Source organism: Candidatus Hydrogenedentota bacterium (genome assembly GCA_019637335.1).
Taxonomy (GTDB): Bacteria; Hydrogenedentota; Hydrogenedentia; order Hydrogenedentales; family JAEUWI01; genus JAEUWI01.
The window spans coordinates 25,550-41,188 of sequence record JAHBVV010000028.1; the positions used below are offsets into that span (position 1 = coordinate 25,550).

Genomic DNA, 15,639 nt, shown 5'->3' on the forward strand with positions numbered 1-15,639 from the left:
ACGCCGTATCGCCGGGAAGGAGTCCGCACCATGCGTCGCCGCCAATTCCTCTCCACATGCCTGGGCGCCAGTCTGACCTCGGCCTTCTCCATCAACGCCGCGGGGGCCAACGAGCGCGTCGTCGCCGCGGTCATGGGCATCCGCGACCGGGGGATGGACCTGGCGCTCGAAATTGCGGTCCGCCCGGACGCGGAAGTGCGGTATCTCATCGATCCCGACACGCGCCTCTTTGAGAAACGCGCCGATGCCATTGAAAAGCGGAGCGGGGTGCGCCCGCGCTGCATCACCGATTTCCGTCAGGCGCTGGACGACCCGGAAGTGGACGCGCTGGTCATCGCCACGCCGGATCACTGGCACGCCCTGGCCACGATCCTGGCGTGCCAGGCGGGCAAGGACGTTTATGTCGAGAAGCCCACCTCCCACAGCATCTGGGAAAGCCGCAAGATGGTGGAGGCGGCTCGGAAGTATGGCCGGATGGTCCAGGTAGGGCTACAGAACCGCAGCGCGGAGTATTGCGAAATCGCGCGGGAGCGCTTGCAGTCGGCGGACTTCGGGGATATACACTTTGTGCGCATCGTCAATTCCAAGCTCCGCGAAACCATTGGCCGCAAGCCCGATGGGACCGCCCCTGACGGCGTGGATTATGATTTGTGGCTGGGCCCAACGCCGGCGCGCGCGTTCAACGAGAACCACTTCCACTACAACTGGCACTGGTTCTGGAGGTACTCCGGCGGGGACGTCATCAACGATGGCGTTCACCAGATGGACCTTGCGCGCTGGCTGACGGGGCAGACGTTGCCGAAGGCGGTTACCTCCGCCGGGGCGCGGCACGTCTTCGACGATGATCGGGAGACGCCGGACACGCAGACCATCACCTGGGAGTTCGAGGGGATGCTGATGACCCTGGAGCAGACTCTCTGGACGCCGTATATGAAGAAGCACGCGTTCGAACTGCGCGAGAAAGACGACCTGCCCAACTGGCCCTTCGCGGGGACGCGGATCGAGATCTACGGCACGCGCCAGTTCATGTTTTTCGGGCGCATGGGCGGCGGATTCCAACTATTCGACGGCGATGGCAACACGGTGGCGATCCAGCCGGGCCGGTTTGCGCCCGCGAACACGAAACACGTGGCCAACTTCATCGACAGTATCCGATCACGCGCGATTCCGAATGGCGACATCGAAGCGGGGCACTATTCCACGCTGCTCGGCCACTATGGCAACATCGCGTTCCGCACGGGACGCCGGTTACACATCGATCCCGCCACCGAAGGGTTTATCGACGATCCGGACGCCAATTCGTACGTGCGGCGCACATACCGGGAACCGTGGGTTATCCCCGAGGTGGTTTAATCCGAATCAGGCGACCGCGCGTTCAGTGGGCGTATTTGAGAAGGGCGAAGCCGCCGATGAGCAGCACGGTAAACGCGACCACGAGCAGGTTGAACCAGCGGTCAATGAAGCCGCGAATCGGCTCGCCAAAGAAGTACAGCAACCCGGCGACGAGATAGAAGCGGGCGGCGCGCCCCACGAGTGACGCAATCATGAACATGGGGAAGTTGATCAGGAAGACGCCGGCGGCAATCGTAATAACCTTGTAGGGGATCGGCGTGAAGGCGGCGACGAATACGACCCAGAAGTTGTACTGGTCGTAGAGCGCGCCCACCTGGTTGAATTTGATTTCCGTGAAGCCGGGGACGTAGTTGTAGAAGAGCTGGTCGACGGCCGCCCAGGCGCCCCACCCGATGGAGTAGCCGATGGCTCCGCCAATTACGGAGCCGGCGGTGCAGATCGCGGCGAAGCGCAGCGCTCGCTCGCGCTTGCCGACGCAGAGCGGGAGCAGGAGCACATCCGGGGGAATGGGGAAGAAGCTGGCTTCCGCGACGGCCAATAGGAAAAGCGCGGGCGCGCCATAAGGCGTGTTGGCCCAGCTCAAGACCCAGTCATACAGATTTCGGACCCATTTCATCGGCGTTTCCTTGTTCCCCGAGGGCGTCCCCGACGCTACAGCGCTATCGGCGGTTCGTAAAAGTGGTGAAGCACCGCGTGGTGCGTGATGTCGCGCTGCAACGGCGTAATGCTGACCTTGCCCTGCTCGATGGCCTCGAAGTCGGTGCCCGACTCGCGGACATGCGAGGGCTCGTCGCCCCCGATCCAGTAGTAGACGCCTCCGCGCGGATCGTGGCGCTCCACGATCTCGTCGTGGTAGTCCCGGCGGCCCATTCGCGTGATGGCGACCCCCTTCAATTCGTCGTAGGGCGTATCCGGCACGTTGACGCTCAGCGCGGTGTCCGCCGGGAGGCCGTGCGCCAGGACATAACGGGCAACCAGGGCGCCCACCCGCGCGGCGGTGGCCATATGGGCGGGGCGATAGCTCACATCGGAGACCGCGATGGCGGGGATGCCCAGCAGCATGCCCTCAAAGGCGCCGGCAACGGTTCCAGAATAGGTCACATCGTCGCCCAGGTTGGCGCCCGGGTTCACCCCGGAGACCACCAGGTCGGGACGGCGTCCCAGGAGGTGGCGCACGGCAAGCATGACGCAGTCGGTCGGGGTGCCGTCGACCATATGCCATCCTGGCTCCAAGGCCGTGACGCGCAGGGGTTTATGGAGGGAGACGCTGTGGCCCACGGCGCTCTGCTGGCTCTCGGGCGCATACACGGCGACGGTTCCGAGTGGGGCGAGGGCCTCGGCCAACAGGCGAAGCCCCGGCGCGCGAACGCCGTCATCATTGGTTACGAGGATTAGGGGAGGGTTCATGGAGATCCTGCGTCGTGGGGATTGGCCGCCGCCAGGCGCTGCAATGCGGGCACGTTATAGCACAGCCCGACCGCGCCAGCCAAGCTGCCCGAGGGGCGGTGAACTGGACAAAATGCAAAAGCGATAAAATCTGTGTGCGGCGGGCGGGAATTTCGGGTACAATAGGGCAACGGGTTAGCTATGTACCTGCTTGGGATGGGGCGTCTCGGGTCTAGTGATCGGATTCCGGGACTTCTTCGATTGGTATGAACCGGGTCCTGCGCTCGGGGGCCACCGGGACAGGCTACGCAAGAGGTTGCGGAGCTTGAACCGGGGCCGCCGCGCCGTTGCCCGATGTGCGAGGATCGCCCAATGGGAAAAGCGTCCATTCTCGTTGTGGATGACGAAGCTGGAATCCGCAGCGCGCTGGTGCAGTGGTTTGCGCTGCTCGGCTATGAGGTCGAGTCCGCGGCCGATGGCGTGGAGGCGGTGGAATTGTGTGGGGTCCGCCGTTTTGATGTAATCACGATGGATCTCGAAATGCCGCGTATGGGGGGGATCGAAGCGATTCGCGCGATCCGCGCCCACCACGGCGCCACGCCCATCCTCGTGGTGACCGGCATGCCGCGCCGGATACACGAGGCGCTGGCCGCCGGCGCGACCAAGATCCTCATGAAGCCGTTGCACCTCAGGGAGTTGGAGAACGAGGTGCGTCTGGCGCTGGCGGGCGGCGAGACCGCGTAGCCGCATCAGAAGTCCGAGCGCCAGGAAATGGTGGGGCGAGGGGGGCCTTCGTAGAATGCTCTGGACAAATGGGGGTGTAACTGCTAAAATCGGACATAATACAGGAGCGGCGTAAGGATTTATCACTTTTCCCGGGCCGCGTGTGCGTCGTGGCGACGGCCAGGAAGCCTTGGACACCGCATGTCGGAACGTCCGGTTGTGCTGGTCGCAGCCATGGTACGGGAAAGTGCGCCAGACAGGAACATCGTGCGTTCCGTCCGCGCCGAAGTCGCCCCTGGCTGGGTCCCGGCGCCTCCGGGCTCGGCGCGATGGAAGGAGAGCCGCCGCCCGCATCCCGCTGGCGCGGCTCATGCAGGAGAAAGGCCTACAACGTATGGGGTGCGGCGATGGCACAAACTAAGACGACCTCCCGGAAAAAGGCCCCGGCGAAGCCCAAGGCCGCGACAGCAAAGCGTCCGCCCGCCGCCAAGTCGGCGTCAGAACGGCCCAAACCCAAACCCAAACCAAAGGCCAAGCCCGCGCCGGCGAAGCCGGCCACGCCCGCGGCGCCGAAGCCTGCGGCCTCGAAGCCCACAGCGTCCAAGCCCGCAGCCTCGAAGCCCGCGCCGGCCAAGCCGGGCGCGGCCAGTCCACAGGGCGTCAAGGTCCTTCCCAAGGCGTTTCTTCTGGGGCTGTGCGAGGCCATCCGGACGGTGGTGGCTCCGATGGTCCACCAGGTGAAGGGGCGGGAGGTGGTGGATCAGGCCACGAGCGGGGACGCGACGTTCGAGATTGACAAGGTGGCCGAGCGCGCGCTGCTGGCGTATCTCAAGGCCGAGCGCGCGCCCGTGGCGTATTATTCCGAGGATTCGGGGTATTCCACGTTTACCAACGATACGCCGCAGCACCTGCTGATCGTGGATCCGATCGACGGCACGCGGGCGGCCAAGAATGGGTTTGAGGGGTGCGTGGTGGCGGTGGCGAGCACGCGGGTTATAGAGCGCCCGACGATGGCGAATGTGGACACCGCGTGTGTGATGGAGATTGTGGGCGATCGCACGTTTTACGCGGAGCGCGGCAAGGGCGCGCGGATTTACGCCGACGGCAAGCTGAAAAAGATAAGGCTGTCCGAGAATGTCGATCTGGAGACGGTTTCGTGGTCGATGACGGTGCCGGCGCGCCCGGCGGGCCTGATCTTTACGGCGGCGGCGCCCCTGATCGATCTGACGAGTCTAAAGGGAGGCTTTTTTGCATGCAACAGCACGTCGTTCAGCCTGACGCGCCTGCTTACCAACCAGCTTGACGCGTGCGCGGACTTTGCGGGGCGGTATCTGCGCGAGATACCGGACCTGGTGAAGGATCAGTTCATCAACGCGGGCCGGGGCAACGTGCTGGGCATAGCGCCGTACGACATGGCGGCGTCCCTGCTCATCGCGAAGGAAGCGGGTTGCATCGTGACGGACGCCTACGGCGAGTCCTTTGACGACGTGCTCTTGCTCGACAGCTCCGAACATAATCACCAGTCGCTTATCGCGGCCGCCAACCCGACGCTGCACGAGAAGCTCATGATTTTTTTCGACACGCGGATCAAGCAGCACGTGGCGGCGATGCAGCGCGCCCGGGGCTGATCGCGCGAATAACCCGGCCTCGCGGGGGTATACTCCTGGAAACGCGCCCTTACGCCGAAGCGGCCCGCGCGCACACGGAGTCCCCAGCACGATGAGCGAAACCGCAACCGCGAGCCCCGCCGCCGGCCTTTTTTCCCTGCGCGACGTGCGCAAGGAATATCACATGGGCGAGGTGGTGGTGCAGGCCTTGCGCGGCGCGACACTGGACATCGCCCAGGGGGAATTCCTGGTAATCCTCGGGCCGAGCGGATCCGGCAAGAGCACCCTGTTGAACATCATCGGCGGGCTTGACGCGCCCACCTCGGGGGCTGTGTTGTTTCGCGGGGCGGATCTGGCCCGCTACAACGAATCCCAGCGCACGCAGTACCGCCGCCGCCACATTGGGTTCGTGTTCCAGTTCTACAACCTCATGCCCAACCTGACCGCGGAAGAGAATGTGGAGCTGGCGACGGAAATCTCGGCCGATCCGATGCCCGCTGCCGAGGCGCTGGACCTGGTCCGGCTCGGCGATCGGCGCACCCATTTCCCCTCGCAGCTCTCCGGCGGCGAGCAGCAGCGCGTGGCGATCGCGCGTGCGGTGGCGAAGCGCCCGGAGATCCTGCTGTGCGACGAGCCGACTGGCGCGCTCGATATCGCCACGGGCCAGGTGGTGCTGAACGCGCTGAACGAGATCAACCGCCGCATCGGGACGACGCTTATCGTTATCACGCACAACGCGGCGATCGCGGGACTTTCCGACCGCGTGATCCAGATGCGGGACGGGCACGTGCACAGCATCGAGGTCAACCCGCGCCGGATGGGCGTCGAGGAGCTCGCGTGGTAATAGGGGCCTTCCACAAGAAGCTGCTCCGCACGATGGTGCAGCAATGGGCGCAATCGCTCGGCGTGATCATGGTGGTCCTGTGCGGGATCGCGGCGTACATCTGCGTGTACTCGGCGTACCTGAATCTCAGCCTGACGCGGGACACGTACTACGCGCAGAACCGCTTCGCCGATTTCGAGATTCTCGTTGACCGCGCCCCCGAAACCGCCGTGTTCAAGGTGGCGTCGATCCCCGGCGTGCGCCAGGCGCGCAAGCGCATTGTGAAAGAGGTGAACGTGGATGTGGCGGGGGTGGATGAGCCCCGCATCGGGCGGCTGATCTCCATGCCGGATCGCGAAGGGCCGGTGATCAACGATGTCGTCGTGCTTGCGGGCCGCTACTTTTCGCCCGGCGCGCAGACCGAGACTATTTTGAGCCAGGATTTCGCCGACGCCAACGGACTGGAGATTGGCGACCGCGTGGCTATATCCGTGGAGAACAAGCGCTATTCGCTTCGCATCATCGGTATTGGCGCCTCCCCGGAATACGTCTATATGATCCGCAATGTGCAGGCGCTGGTGCCGAGTCCCGAGCGTTTCGGCGTGCTCTGGGTGCCGGAGGATTTCGCGGAGACCGCGCTCGACCTGAAGTCCGCGTGCAACAACATCGTCGGGCTCGTGGACGATCCGGAGCAGCTCGACGCCATTCTGGACGAGGCGGAGAAGATCCTGGATCCGTACGGGGTATTCGCGAAGGTGAAGCGGGAGGACCAGCTTTCGAACCGTTTCATTTCCGACGAGATCAAGGGGCTCTCCGTTTCGGCGAAGATCATCCCCACGCTGTTTCTGGGCATCGCCGCGCTGATCCTGCTTATCCTGCTCAACCGCATGGTCCGCACGGAGCGCACGCAGATCGGCCTTATGAAGGCGTTTGGCTATTCCGACTGGGCCGTTGGCTTCCACTATATCGAGTACGGGATCATTCTCGCGGTTATCGGCTGTATTGGCGGATTCGCGCTCGGCCAGTGGATGGCCGGGGGCATGATTGCGCTCTATGTCCAGTTCTACCAGTTCCCGATACTGGAATCGCGCGTCTACCTGGATGTGCTGGCGTGGTCCATGGGGATTACAATCTTCTTCGCGACGCTTGGGGCGCTCGCGGCGGCGGTTCAGGCGGCGCGCATTCACCCGGCGGAGTCCATGCGCGCCGAAGCGCCCCGCGCGGTGAACCAGGTCTGGCTGGAGTATTTTCCGTTTCTCTGGCGGCGGATCTCGTTCACCTGGAAGATGATCCTCCGCAACATTTCTCGCAACCGTTTTCGTTCCGGCGTGAACCTCTTCGGAACCGCCATTTCGCTGAGCCTGCTGCTCATGGGGTTCTTCATGATCGACGCGGTGGAATTCGGGATGGACTTCCAGTTCCTCGACGCGCAGCGCGAGGACGTGAAGATCAGCTTCCAGCGCGAGCAGGGCAAGGACGTCTTCTACGAGGTGAGCCGCTTCCCCCATGTCCGGCGCGCGGAGCCGCTGCTGGAGTACCCGTTTGAAATGCGTTCGGCCTGGCGCAAGAAGGACGCGGTCATCACCGGAATTCCGCGGGGCGCGGAGATGCAGAAGGTCATGAATTTCGAGCGGCGGGAGTACGACCTGGGCGATAGCGGGGTGGTGCTGGCGGAAAACCTGGCGGAGCAGCTCGGCGTCCAGCGCGGGGACACGCTGGAGATCGAGCCGCTGCTCGGGCGCATCGACCGCACCTACACCGTGACGGTGCGGGATATCGCCCAGCAGTTCCTGGGCACGGCGGCCTACATGGAGCACGGCGCGCTCAGCCGGATGCTCGACGAACCCTTCGCCATCAACAGCGCGCTGCTGCGGATCGAGGAGGGCAGCCGCGACAGCTTGAACCGGGCGCTCAAGGAGATCGGCGGTATCGGCGCCGTCACCTTCAACCAGGACGCCTACGACGCGATCAAGAACACCATCGGGCAGAGCATGTACATCACCAACACGATCCTGCTCAGCTTTGCCGGCGTGATCGCCTTTTCGATCATCTACAACATCACCGCCGTTTCGCTTTCCGAGCGCCAGCGCGAACTGGCCTCCCTGCGCGTGCTCGGCTTTACGGTGGCGGATGTCGGCCGTATCATGTATTTCGAGAACATCGTGCTGGGCCTTATCGGCATCGTGGCGGGCATTCCCCTGGGCATGGGTATCTGCGCGCTGCTGGTCACGGCCTACAGCAACGACATGTTTCACCTGCCTTTTCATATTGACCGGAGCACCTATGTGACCTCGGTCCTGCTGACCTTTGCCTTCGTGCTGCTGGCGAATCTCGCCGCGCGGCGGAAGATTGGGCGGCTGGACCTGGTGGAAGTGCTCAAGGAGCGGGAGTAGTTCATGAAACGCATCGCCTGGATCGCCGCCGCCGCCGCCGTGCTGCTGCTGATCGTCCTCTCCATGCGGCCGCAGCCGGTTCCCGCCGACATCGGTACGCCCGAAACGCGGACTGTGCGGGAGTTCATCGCCGAGGAGGCCAAGACCCGGCTGCGCGACGAGTACCTGATCGACATGCCGGTCACCGGGACGCTCAAGCGCATCGCGCTGGAGGTGGGCGACGTCGTCGAGGCCGGGGCCGCCATCGCGGAGATGGACGCGTTCGACCTGGAGCAGCGCGTTCGCGGCCTGGAGTACCTGATCCGCCAGGCGGAGGCGCAGATCGCGGGGGTGGACAGCGGCAAGCCCAAGAGCGAGGACATTGACACCGCCGCGATGCGCGCGCAGGAGATGCGGGACGCGCTTCGGATAGCGGAGAAGGAACGCGAGATCGCCGGTATTAACTTCGAGGAGGCCGAGCGGGATTTCAACCGCATCCAGCGGCTCCACGCCCAGGGGGTGGCCAGCCAGAGCATGCTCGATGACGCCGATCGCGCATTCAAAGCGGCCCGCGAACAGCGCGAGGCGGCGCGGCTCGCCGTCGCGTCGGCGCGGAAGAACGTGGAGATTTCCGACCTCGCCTCCAGCCGGGTCACGGCCTCCATCGACGACAACGAATACCTCCGCGAGGTGTACCGCGCCGAAATCAAGCGCCTCGAAGCCGATCTCGCCATCGCGCGGAGCGACCTCGAAAAAGCCGTCATCCGCGCGCCCGTCACCGGCCCGGTCCTCGAAAAGTTCATCGAGAACACGCGGTTTCTCGCCGCCGGCACGCCGATCATGACCATCGGCGACCTGTCCACCATGGAGATCGAGAGCGACGTCCTCTCCGAGGAGGTGGTCGCCGTTGAACCGGGGGACAGCGTCGAGATTGTCGGGAAAGCGCTCGGCGACGCGACCATCACCGGCAAGGTCGATCGCATCTATCCGTCCGCCTTCCAGAAGATCTCGTCGCTCGGCATCGAGCAGCAGCGCGTCAAAACGATCATCGCGTTCGACAACAGCGAACTGAACCTCCGTGCGGGCACCCGCCTCGATGTCCGAATCATTATCGATCAGGCCGAAAACACGCTTGCCGTGCCCGAGCGCGCCCTCTTCCGCCGCGACGGCGTCTGGCACGTCTTCGCCGTCGAAGGCGGCAGGGCCCAGCTTCGCACGGTGTCCGTCGGGCTGAAAAACGACACCTGGGCGCAGATCACGGGCGGGCTCGCGGCGGATGAGGAGATCGTGCTGGAGCCGAGAAACGACCTGGAGCCCGGGAGCCGGGTGGTGGCGCGGTGAGGGGAGCGGGGACTCCGATTGGTGACCTGAACTGCAATTGATCGGCCAGGATGTTGGTAAATTTGAGTATTCGAGGGCTGAAGGTATGACAGGATTATTGATGACGATAGTTGTCGGTGCTGTTGGGGTTGTAGTCGCTTGGCTTCTCAATAAGTTCTTGAGCCAATTGTGGGCTGCGAGAGAACGCAGTTCGGCCGTGCTCTTGAGACCATATATCTCGGCTGACGAGGCACAGTTGAGATCAGGAAAATTCGATATTGTAGATGGAGTGGTGAAGTCGGACCCAGTATTGACCGTTACCGCATCTATCGTCCAGGGAGATAAGAAGGTGACGATCGGATACGGCTATGCAGAGCTCCCAAACAAGCAGCAAATGGGTCTCGCAATTTGTCGAGGCACGGTTAAGACTATGGAGCCAGGTGGGCCGAAGAGTGTTTGGCAGGCTCATATGTCCTATGCGGAGATCTCGCAAATCGAACAGATAGTCTTTGTCGCAGATGGAAACCCGGAAGAAAAATGGAGCGTATCCGAAAAGGACATTGAGTCGGTAAGAAAACAGGCACGCAGTCAGTTGAGATAGGGAGTTGACGAATAAACCTGAGATGCCGGGGATGCATAGTCTTGCGATTCGGAAGCAGCCAGGAGACTACTCCACCGGAGCGCCAAACTATGGAGCGCCGGCGGCCCGCCGGCCAGACCCAGCCACAAGACCCCGCCCCCGAACAACAGCCTTGAAAGCGAAATACCACCCCAATGGAGCGCCGACATCCCTGCTGGCTCCGGCGACCACGTCGCCGAACCCGCCACTTACTGGCGGCATCCCAAAGCTCATCGCTGCACAGCACCAACAAAAAGAATTAAACCACGAATGAACACCAATAGGCACGAATAAGACCAGCACCCGAAAACGGGCTCGCGCGCATGAGCCACGTAGTGGCGGCATACCGCGGCCCAGGCGTGAGTGGAGCGAACCCAGCGTCAGCCACTTCCAACTCGGGGCGAGCGCCACATGAACCACCATCAATGTAAAAAAAAGGCGCGTGTTGGAACGTTGGCATTTCGCCTGCGGCGAATCCCTGACCTTGCCGGCACAGATGCCGGCGCTCCAAAACGCTCACTATCGTTGATTCAAGGTTCCAAATCGACTCAAGTTTACGCCCATATACCGAGATCGAGTTTAAATGCGATTGCCCTGTTCCAGCGACGTTTGATCCGCCGCTCGCGTTGAAGTAGTCTGTAGGCGCACGTATCGCGCCGGAGCAATCATGATGGATAGAATAGAAATATCCCCGCTGGTCTGCCACGGGAAGCCCGTCATCAAAGGAACCCGTGTGTTGGTCAGCACGGTGCTAAGCGCGCTTGCCGCTGGAGACACCGTGGGGACGATACTTGAAGATTATCCGAATTTGACCCCGGACGACATCCAGGCGGCCTTGGCGTTCGGCTCCGATCTTTCCCGTTTCGAAGAGCATCCCTACGATGTCGCGGCGTCGTGAAATTCCTGCTTGACGAGAACTTCCCGCGCGCGGCGATTGATTTGTTGAATCGTCCTGGTCACGTTGCGCTGGATATCCTCGGCTTGATTCGGGTGATTAAGGTGGGCAGCGGCATAAACCATGGGAGGAGACCTCGTGAGGGCCTTGGGTGGAGCAATCACCATCAGCGCTCAATTCCCGAACCATGCGCCCGTGACGCTATCGGGCCTCGGACAGGAGACATCAGATGCGTAGAGTTTTTTTCACCGTTGGCATGTTATTCGCCATTTCGTTTGCCGCCCACGCCGAAGACGCCCCCAGCCGTTGGGAGCCCGCCATAGCGGCGTTTGAGGCGGAGGACCGGGCCCAGCCGCCCGCGCCCGGCGGCGTCCTGTTTCTCGGCAGCTCCAGTATCCGCATGTGGGATCTGGAGAAGTGGTTTCCCGATCAGCATGTGCTGAACCGGGGCTTTGGCGGGTCGGAGATTTCGGATTCGATTCACTTTTTCGACCGCGCTGTGTTGCCTTACAAGCCTTCGGCGATTGTATTCTACGCGGGCGACAATGACATCGCGCGGGGGAAGGACGCGGGTCAGGTCGCCGCGGATTTTAAGGCCTTTGCGGAGAAGGTCTGGGCGGCCTTTCCGGAGGCGCGGATCCTGTTCATCGGTATCAAGCCGAGCACCGCGCGTTGGGCGCTGTACCCGGAGATGAAGAAGGCGAACGAGGCCATCCGGGCCTTTGCCGGGGAGGAGCCGCGGTTGACCTTTGTGGATATCGAGGGCGCGATGCTGGACGAGGACGGTGCGCCGCTGGAGTCGCTGTTGAAGGACGACGGGTTGCACATGACGGAGGCGGGGTATCGGATTTGGACGGATTTGGTGAAGGCGGGGCTGGAGGGTGAAGGGTGAAGGGTGAAGGGTGAAGGGTGAAGGGTGAAGGGTGAAGGGTGAAGAGTGAAGGGTGAAGAGTGAAGGGTGAAGAGTGAAGAGTGAAGAGTGAAGAGTGAAGGGGTCGTGTGGGCGTTGTTCCGCTGAGTGGAACGGAATGCATTCCCACGGAGGAGCGTGGGAACGAGTTCCAAAGCGAGCAAGGCTGGGAGCACGGCCACCCTCCCGTGCTCTCCGGGGCCTGTCATTTTTACGCGAACGCGGGTATAATGGCGTTACTATGGATAACCTGAGATTCATATATTGGGAAGACGAAGGGATGCTCATCGGGTATTTGGAAGAGTATCCCGACTACATGACCCAGGGCGTTTCGCTCGACGAGCTTAAAGATAATCTGCGGGATATCTTCGGCGAATTGACCGGTGGACACATTCCGTCGGTTAGACGGGCGGCCGTACTCGAGGTTTCGTGAAACGCCACGAACTCATCAAGCAGCTCGAGCTTTCCGGCTGCGTCTTGCTTCGCCATGGGGGCAAACATGACTGGTATCACAACCCCGTTACCCGAGTCTCCCAGCCAATTCCACGCCATCGTTAAATCAACGAGAGTCTCGCCAAGAGCATAATTAAGAAGCTATCTTGATGATTGGTAACCGCTCCACTTTCGGGGATGGAACTATTGAAGAAAGATGGCCTCCACATGGTTGACGAGGGCTACCGAATCTGGACCGTACTGGTAAAACCCGCGCTCAAAAAAGAGTGGGCCACCGGGCGTGCCGGCATTGAGCCTTCGAGCCGCTGCTTCAGGCGATCGGCGTGTGTGGCGCCAAATCAGCATGGTGGAGTGCGCGTGAATCGATCAGGCGACGCCGTTGTCGTGGCGTTGGCGGTCTGGAGTACGGGCACACGAACAGGCGTAGCCTGATCGCGTGGCACGTTCTCGGGGGGCGCACGCAGGCTTGCGCATCGCGATTGCGTGGCGCGGCCCCACTGCTGGCTCTTGTTCGCACTTTTCGGCTGTAATTGGCTACAATGCCGCCCCATGACGAACGGTAGCGACCAGATCCTTTCCATCAGCCAGTTGACACGGCGCATCAAGTCCCTGCTGGAAGGTGAGTTGGGGGCGGTGTGGATTTCGGGAGAGATTTCGAACTGGAAGCTGGCGGCGTCGGGGCACGCGTACTTCACGCTGAAGGATGAAAACAGCCAGATCGACGCGGTGATGTTCAAGGGGAAGCTCTCGCGGCTGCGTTTTGATCCGGAGAATGGGCTGGAGGTCCTGGCGCACGGGCAGATCTCGGTGTACGAGCGCCGGGGCAATTACCAGATTATCCTGAGCGACATGCAGCCGAAGGGCGTGGGCGCGCTCCAACTGGCCTTTGAGAAGCTCAAGAAGAAACTGGCGGCGGAGGGCCTCTTCGATGACCTGCACAAGCAGCCCCTGCCCATGCTCCCGCGCCGCATCGGCATCGTCACCTCGCCGACGGGCGCGGCTATCCGCGATATTCTGAATGTGCTCAACCGCCGTTTCGGCAGTGTCCATGTGATTCTCTACCCCGCGCGCGTGCAGGGTCCGGAGGCGGCCCCCGAGATTGTCGCGGGCATCCGCGCGCTGGATGCGTGGGGCGTCGACGTGATGATCGTCGGGCGCGGCGGCGGCTCGCTTGAGGATCTGTGGCCGTTTAACGAGGAAATTGTGGTGCGCGCGGTCTACGAGGCGCGCACGCCGATTATTTCCGCCGTGGGCCACGAGATCGACGTCGCGCTGACCGATTTCGCGGCGGATCTGCGCGCGCCCACGCCCTCGGCGGCGGCGGAGCTCGTGGTGAAGGAGCAGGCGGCCCTGGGCGACCAGGTGTTGCGGCTGAAAAAGCGGCTTGGCCAGGGCCTGGAACGCCAGCTTGCGGACGCGCGGCACCGCCTGGCGCTCGCGCGGAACAGCTACGCCCTCCAGCGCCCCGAAGAGATCATCCGGCAGCGGCGCCAGGAGACCGATGAACTGCGCATGCGCCTGGACGAGGCCCTGCGGCGGCAGATCCGCGATCAGCGGGTCCGCGCGGAACGTGCGGCGCGGGCGCTGGCCCTGCTTTCCCCGCGGAACCAGCTCGATCGCGCGGGCGAGCGCCTGAAACAGCTCCGGCGCCGCCTCCACGCGGCCGGCCGGGCCATTCCCGACGCCGGGCGTCACCGGCTGCGCCCGCTCCTCGCGCAGCTCGACGCCCTGAGCCCGCTGGCTATCCTGTCGCGCGGCTATGCGCTCGGGTGGAAGCTCCCGGAAAAGGAACTGATTCGCGATGCGGATACATTGAAGGAAAAGGACGAGATCTACGTCCGTTTTGGCCGCGGGGCGGTCACGGCGGCGGTAACCCATATTGAGGAACCGGTACATGGCCAAGGCCAGGGATGAAGCCACGTTTGAGAAGGATCTGGAAGCGCTGGAAGGCATTGTCGCCGCGCTGGAGGAGGGGGGGCTGTCGCTCGACGACGCCCTGAAGCAGTTTGAGAGCGGCATCACGCTTGCGCGCCGCTGCGAGAAGGCCCTGAGCAACGCGGAAAAGAAGATCGAAGTGCTCCTGAAGAACGCGGAGGGCGAACTGGAAGCGCAGCCCTTCGACGAGAGCGATCCGCCGGAGCCGCCCCGCGCGGCGCCCGAGAAGTCCGCCGCAAAAACCGCCCCCGCCAAGGCGTCCCCCGCGCCAGCCCGTGCCAGCGCGCCGGAGCCCGCGTATCACGACGAGCCGGAGCCCGAGCCCGAACCCGACGACGAGGATCTTCTTTTTTGATCGATGTCGCCGCCTACCTGAAGACCCGGGCCCAGCGCACCGAAACGGCCCTGGCGTCGTATGTCGCCGCGTGGGATGGCGCTCCCGCGACCCTGCTGGAGGCGGTGCGCTACAGCCTTTTCGCCGGGGGCAAGCGGCTGCGCCCCGCGCTCGCCCTGGGCGCGGCGGAGATTGTGTCCGGCGAGGATACGCCCGCGCTCCCGGTGGCCTGCGCGCTGGAAATGATCCATACCTACTCGCTGATTCACGACGATCTGCCGGCGATGGACAACGACGACCTGCGCCGCGGCCGCCCGACCTGCCACAAGGCCTTTGGCGAGGCGGCGGCGATCCTGGCGGGCGACGCGCTGCTGACCATGGCCTTCGATGCCCTGGCGGACACGGGTTCCGCCGCGATCGTGCGCGAAGTGGCCCGGGCGGCCGGCGCGGGCGGCATGGTGGGCGGACAGCAGGCGGATCTGGAGGGGGAGGGGAAGGCGCTGGGACTTGAAGCCCTCCAGCAGATTCACCGCGCGAAGACCGGCGCGCTGATCCGCGTATCCGCGCGGGCGGGGGCGATGGCGGCGGGCGCGGGCGAGGCGGCCATTGCGGCGCTGACGGCCTATGGAGAGAACCTGGGGCTGGCCTTCCAGATTACCGACGATATCCTGGACGTCACCGGCATTGAGGCCGATCTTGGCAAGCCCGTGGGTAGCGACGCTTCGCGGGAGAAATCGACCTACCCGGCGCTGCTCGGGCTCGACGAATCGCGCCGGCTCGCGGAAGTGGCCGTGAACGCCGCGATCGGGGCGCTACATCCCTTTGGCGCGGAGGCGGATGGATTTCGGGCGATCGCGCGGCATATCTTGAATCGCACAACCTGAAGCGCCCGGCAGGTCTCTCCCCGGG

The 15,639-nt window shown here is 63.4% G+C and carries 15 protein-coding genes; 13 read left to right on the forward strand and 2 right to left on the reverse strand.

Annotated features, from left to right (window positions below; all coding sequences use genetic code 11):
* The first annotated feature begins 30 nt into the window (after positions 1 to 30).
* Positions 31 to 1,353: a Gfo/Idh/MocA family oxidoreductase gene (locus KF886_22100; GenBank protein MBX3180052.1), complete on the forward strand. Its 1,323-nt coding sequence runs from the start codon at positions 31 to 33 to the stop codon at positions 1,351 to 1,353.
* A gap of 22 nt (positions 1,354 to 1,375) precedes the next feature.
* On the opposite strand, the gene KF886_22105 is transcribed toward KF886_22100, so the two are convergent.
* Both KF886_22105 and surE read right to left on the reverse strand, forming a co-directional pair.
* On the reverse strand, positions 1,376 to 1,969 hold the full coding sequence (locus tag KF886_22105; protein ID MBX3180053.1) for a DedA family protein: 594 nt from the start codon (positions 1,967 to 1,969) through the stop codon (positions 1,376 to 1,378).
* Between the two features lie 35 nt (positions 1,970 to 2,004).
* Positions 2,005 to 2,760 (reverse strand): 5'/3'-nucleotidase SurE, encoded by a 756-nt coding sequence (gene surE / locus KF886_22110; GenBank protein ID MBX3180054.1) that lies wholly within the window; start codon positions 2,758 to 2,760, stop codon positions 2,005 to 2,007.
* A 351-nt stretch (positions 2,761 to 3,111) separates the two neighbouring features.
* Here surE and KF886_22115 point away from each other — a divergent pair, with 351 nt between their 5' ends.
* The 12 genes from KF886_22115 to KF886_22170 all read left to right on the forward strand — a co-directional run bounded on the left by KF886_22115 (position 3,112) and on the right by KF886_22170 (position 15,614).
* Positions 3,112 to 3,483 (forward strand): response regulator, encoded by a 372-nt coding sequence (locus tag KF886_22115; GenBank protein MBX3180055.1) that lies wholly within the window; start codon positions 3,112 to 3,114, stop codon positions 3,481 to 3,483.
* Between the two features lie 386 nt (positions 3,484 to 3,869).
* Positions 3,870 to 5,090, forward strand: coding sequence for a hypothetical protein (locus KF886_22120; protein ID MBX3180056.1), 1,221 nt, complete (start codon positions 3,870 to 3,872; stop codon positions 5,088 to 5,090).
* A gap of 91 nt (positions 5,091 to 5,181) precedes the next feature.
* Positions 5,182 to 5,913 carry an ABC transporter ATP-binding protein gene (locus tag KF886_22125; protein ID MBX3180057.1) on the forward strand — a complete coding sequence of 244 codons (732 nt, stop codon included), beginning with the start codon at positions 5,182 to 5,184 and terminating at the stop codon, positions 5,911 to 5,913.
* The gene (locus KF886_22130; protein ID MBX3180058.1) at positions 5,907 to 8,285 is read left to right on the forward strand and encodes an FtsX-like permease family protein; all 2,379 of its coding nucleotides are present in this window, start codon (positions 5,907 to 5,909) and stop codon (positions 8,283 to 8,285) included. Before KF886_22125 ends, KF886_22130 begins: the two co-directional genes overlap by 7 nt.
* A 3-nt stretch (positions 8,286 to 8,288) precedes the next feature.
* Positions 8,289 to 9,605: an efflux RND transporter periplasmic adaptor subunit gene (locus KF886_22135; protein MBX3180059.1), complete on the forward strand. Its 1,317-nt coding sequence runs from the start codon at positions 8,289 to 8,291 to the stop codon at positions 9,603 to 9,605.
* Positions 9,606 to 9,705: 100 nt separating this feature from the next.
* On the forward strand, positions 9,706 to 10,185 hold the full coding sequence (locus KF886_22140; protein ID MBX3180060.1) for a hypothetical protein: 480 nt from the start codon (positions 9,706 to 9,708) through the stop codon (positions 10,183 to 10,185).
* 685 nt (positions 10,186 to 10,870) lie between these two features.
* Positions 10,871 to 11,101 carry a DUF433 domain-containing protein gene (locus KF886_22145; GenBank protein ID MBX3180061.1) on the forward strand — a complete coding sequence of 77 codons (231 nt, stop codon included), beginning with the start codon at positions 10,871 to 10,873 and terminating at the stop codon, positions 11,099 to 11,101.
* A 226-nt stretch (positions 11,102 to 11,327) separates the two neighbouring features.
* On the forward strand, positions 11,328 to 11,990 hold the full coding sequence (locus tag KF886_22150; GenBank protein ID MBX3180062.1) for a hypothetical protein: 663 nt from the start codon (positions 11,328 to 11,330) through the stop codon (positions 11,988 to 11,990).
* Between the two features lie 259 nt (positions 11,991 to 12,249).
* On the forward strand, positions 12,250 to 12,441 hold the full coding sequence (locus KF886_22155; GenBank protein ID MBX3180063.1) for a type II toxin-antitoxin system HicB family antitoxin: 192 nt from the start codon (positions 12,250 to 12,252) through the stop codon (positions 12,439 to 12,441).
* A 569-nt stretch (positions 12,442 to 13,010) separates the two neighbouring features.
* Complete coding sequence (locus tag KF886_22160) at positions 13,011 to 14,375, forward strand: exodeoxyribonuclease VII large subunit (GenBank protein MBX3180064.1); 1,365 nt, start codon at positions 13,011 to 13,013, stop codon at positions 14,373 to 14,375.
* Positions 14,356 to 14,751, forward strand: coding sequence for an exodeoxyribonuclease VII small subunit (locus tag KF886_22165; GenBank protein ID MBX3180065.1), 396 nt, complete (start codon positions 14,356 to 14,358; stop codon positions 14,749 to 14,751). Before KF886_22160 ends, KF886_22165 begins: the two co-directional genes overlap by 20 nt.
* Complete coding sequence (locus KF886_22170; protein ID MBX3180066.1) at positions 14,751 to 15,614, forward strand: polyprenyl synthetase family protein; 864 nt, start codon at positions 14,751 to 14,753, stop codon at positions 15,612 to 15,614. Before KF886_22165 ends, KF886_22170 begins: the two co-directional genes overlap by 1 nt.
* Positions 15,615 to 15,639 lie beyond the last annotated feature (25 nt).

What these genes read in the sequence shown, in the direction of transcription:
- KF886_22135 (MBX3180059.1), top strand. Translation starts at nt 8,289, where the DNA reads ATGAAACGCATCGCCTGGATCGCCGCCGCCGCCGCCGTGCTGCTGCTG.
- KF886_22145 (MBX3180061.1), top strand. Translation starts at nt 10,871, where the DNA reads ATGATGGATAGAATAGAAATATCCCCGCTGGTCTGCCACGGGAAGCCC.
- KF886_22155 (MBX3180063.1), top strand. Translation starts at nt 12,250, where the DNA reads ATGGATAACCTGAGATTCATATATTGGGAAGACGAAGGGATGCTCATC.
- KF886_22120 (MBX3180056.1), top strand. Translation starts at nt 3,870, where the DNA reads ATGGCACAAACTAAGACGACCTCCCGGAAAAAGGCCCCGGCGAAGCCC.
- KF886_22105 (MBX3180053.1), bottom strand. Translation starts at nt 1,969, where the DNA reads ATGAAATGGGTCCGAAATCTGTATGACTGGGTCTTGAGCTGGGCCAAC.
- KF886_22160 (MBX3180064.1), top strand. Translation starts at nt 13,011, where the DNA reads ATGACGAACGGTAGCGACCAGATCCTTTCCATCAGCCAGTTGACACGG.
- KF886_22125 (MBX3180057.1), top strand. Translation starts at nt 5,182, where the DNA reads ATGAGCGAAACCGCAACCGCGAGCCCCGCCGCCGGCCTTTTTTCCCTG.
- KF886_22140 (MBX3180060.1), top strand. Translation starts at nt 9,706, where the DNA reads ATGACGATAGTTGTCGGTGCTGTTGGGGTTGTAGTCGCTTGGCTTCTC.
- KF886_22100 (MBX3180052.1), top strand. Translation starts at nt 31, where the DNA reads ATGCGTCGCCGCCAATTCCTCTCCACATGCCTGGGCGCCAGTCTGACC.
- KF886_22150 (MBX3180062.1), top strand. Translation starts at nt 11,328, where the DNA reads ATGCGTAGAGTTTTTTTCACCGTTGGCATGTTATTCGCCATTTCGTTT.
- KF886_22115 (MBX3180055.1), top strand. Translation starts at nt 3,112, where the DNA reads ATGGGAAAAGCGTCCATTCTCGTTGTGGATGACGAAGCTGGAATCCGC.
- surE (MBX3180054.1), bottom strand. Translation starts at nt 2,760, where the DNA reads ATGAACCCTCCCCTAATCCTCGTAACCAATGATGACGGCGTTCGCGCG.
- KF886_22165 (MBX3180065.1), top strand. Translation starts at nt 14,356, where the DNA reads ATGGCCAAGGCCAGGGATGAAGCCACGTTTGAGAAGGATCTGGAAGCG.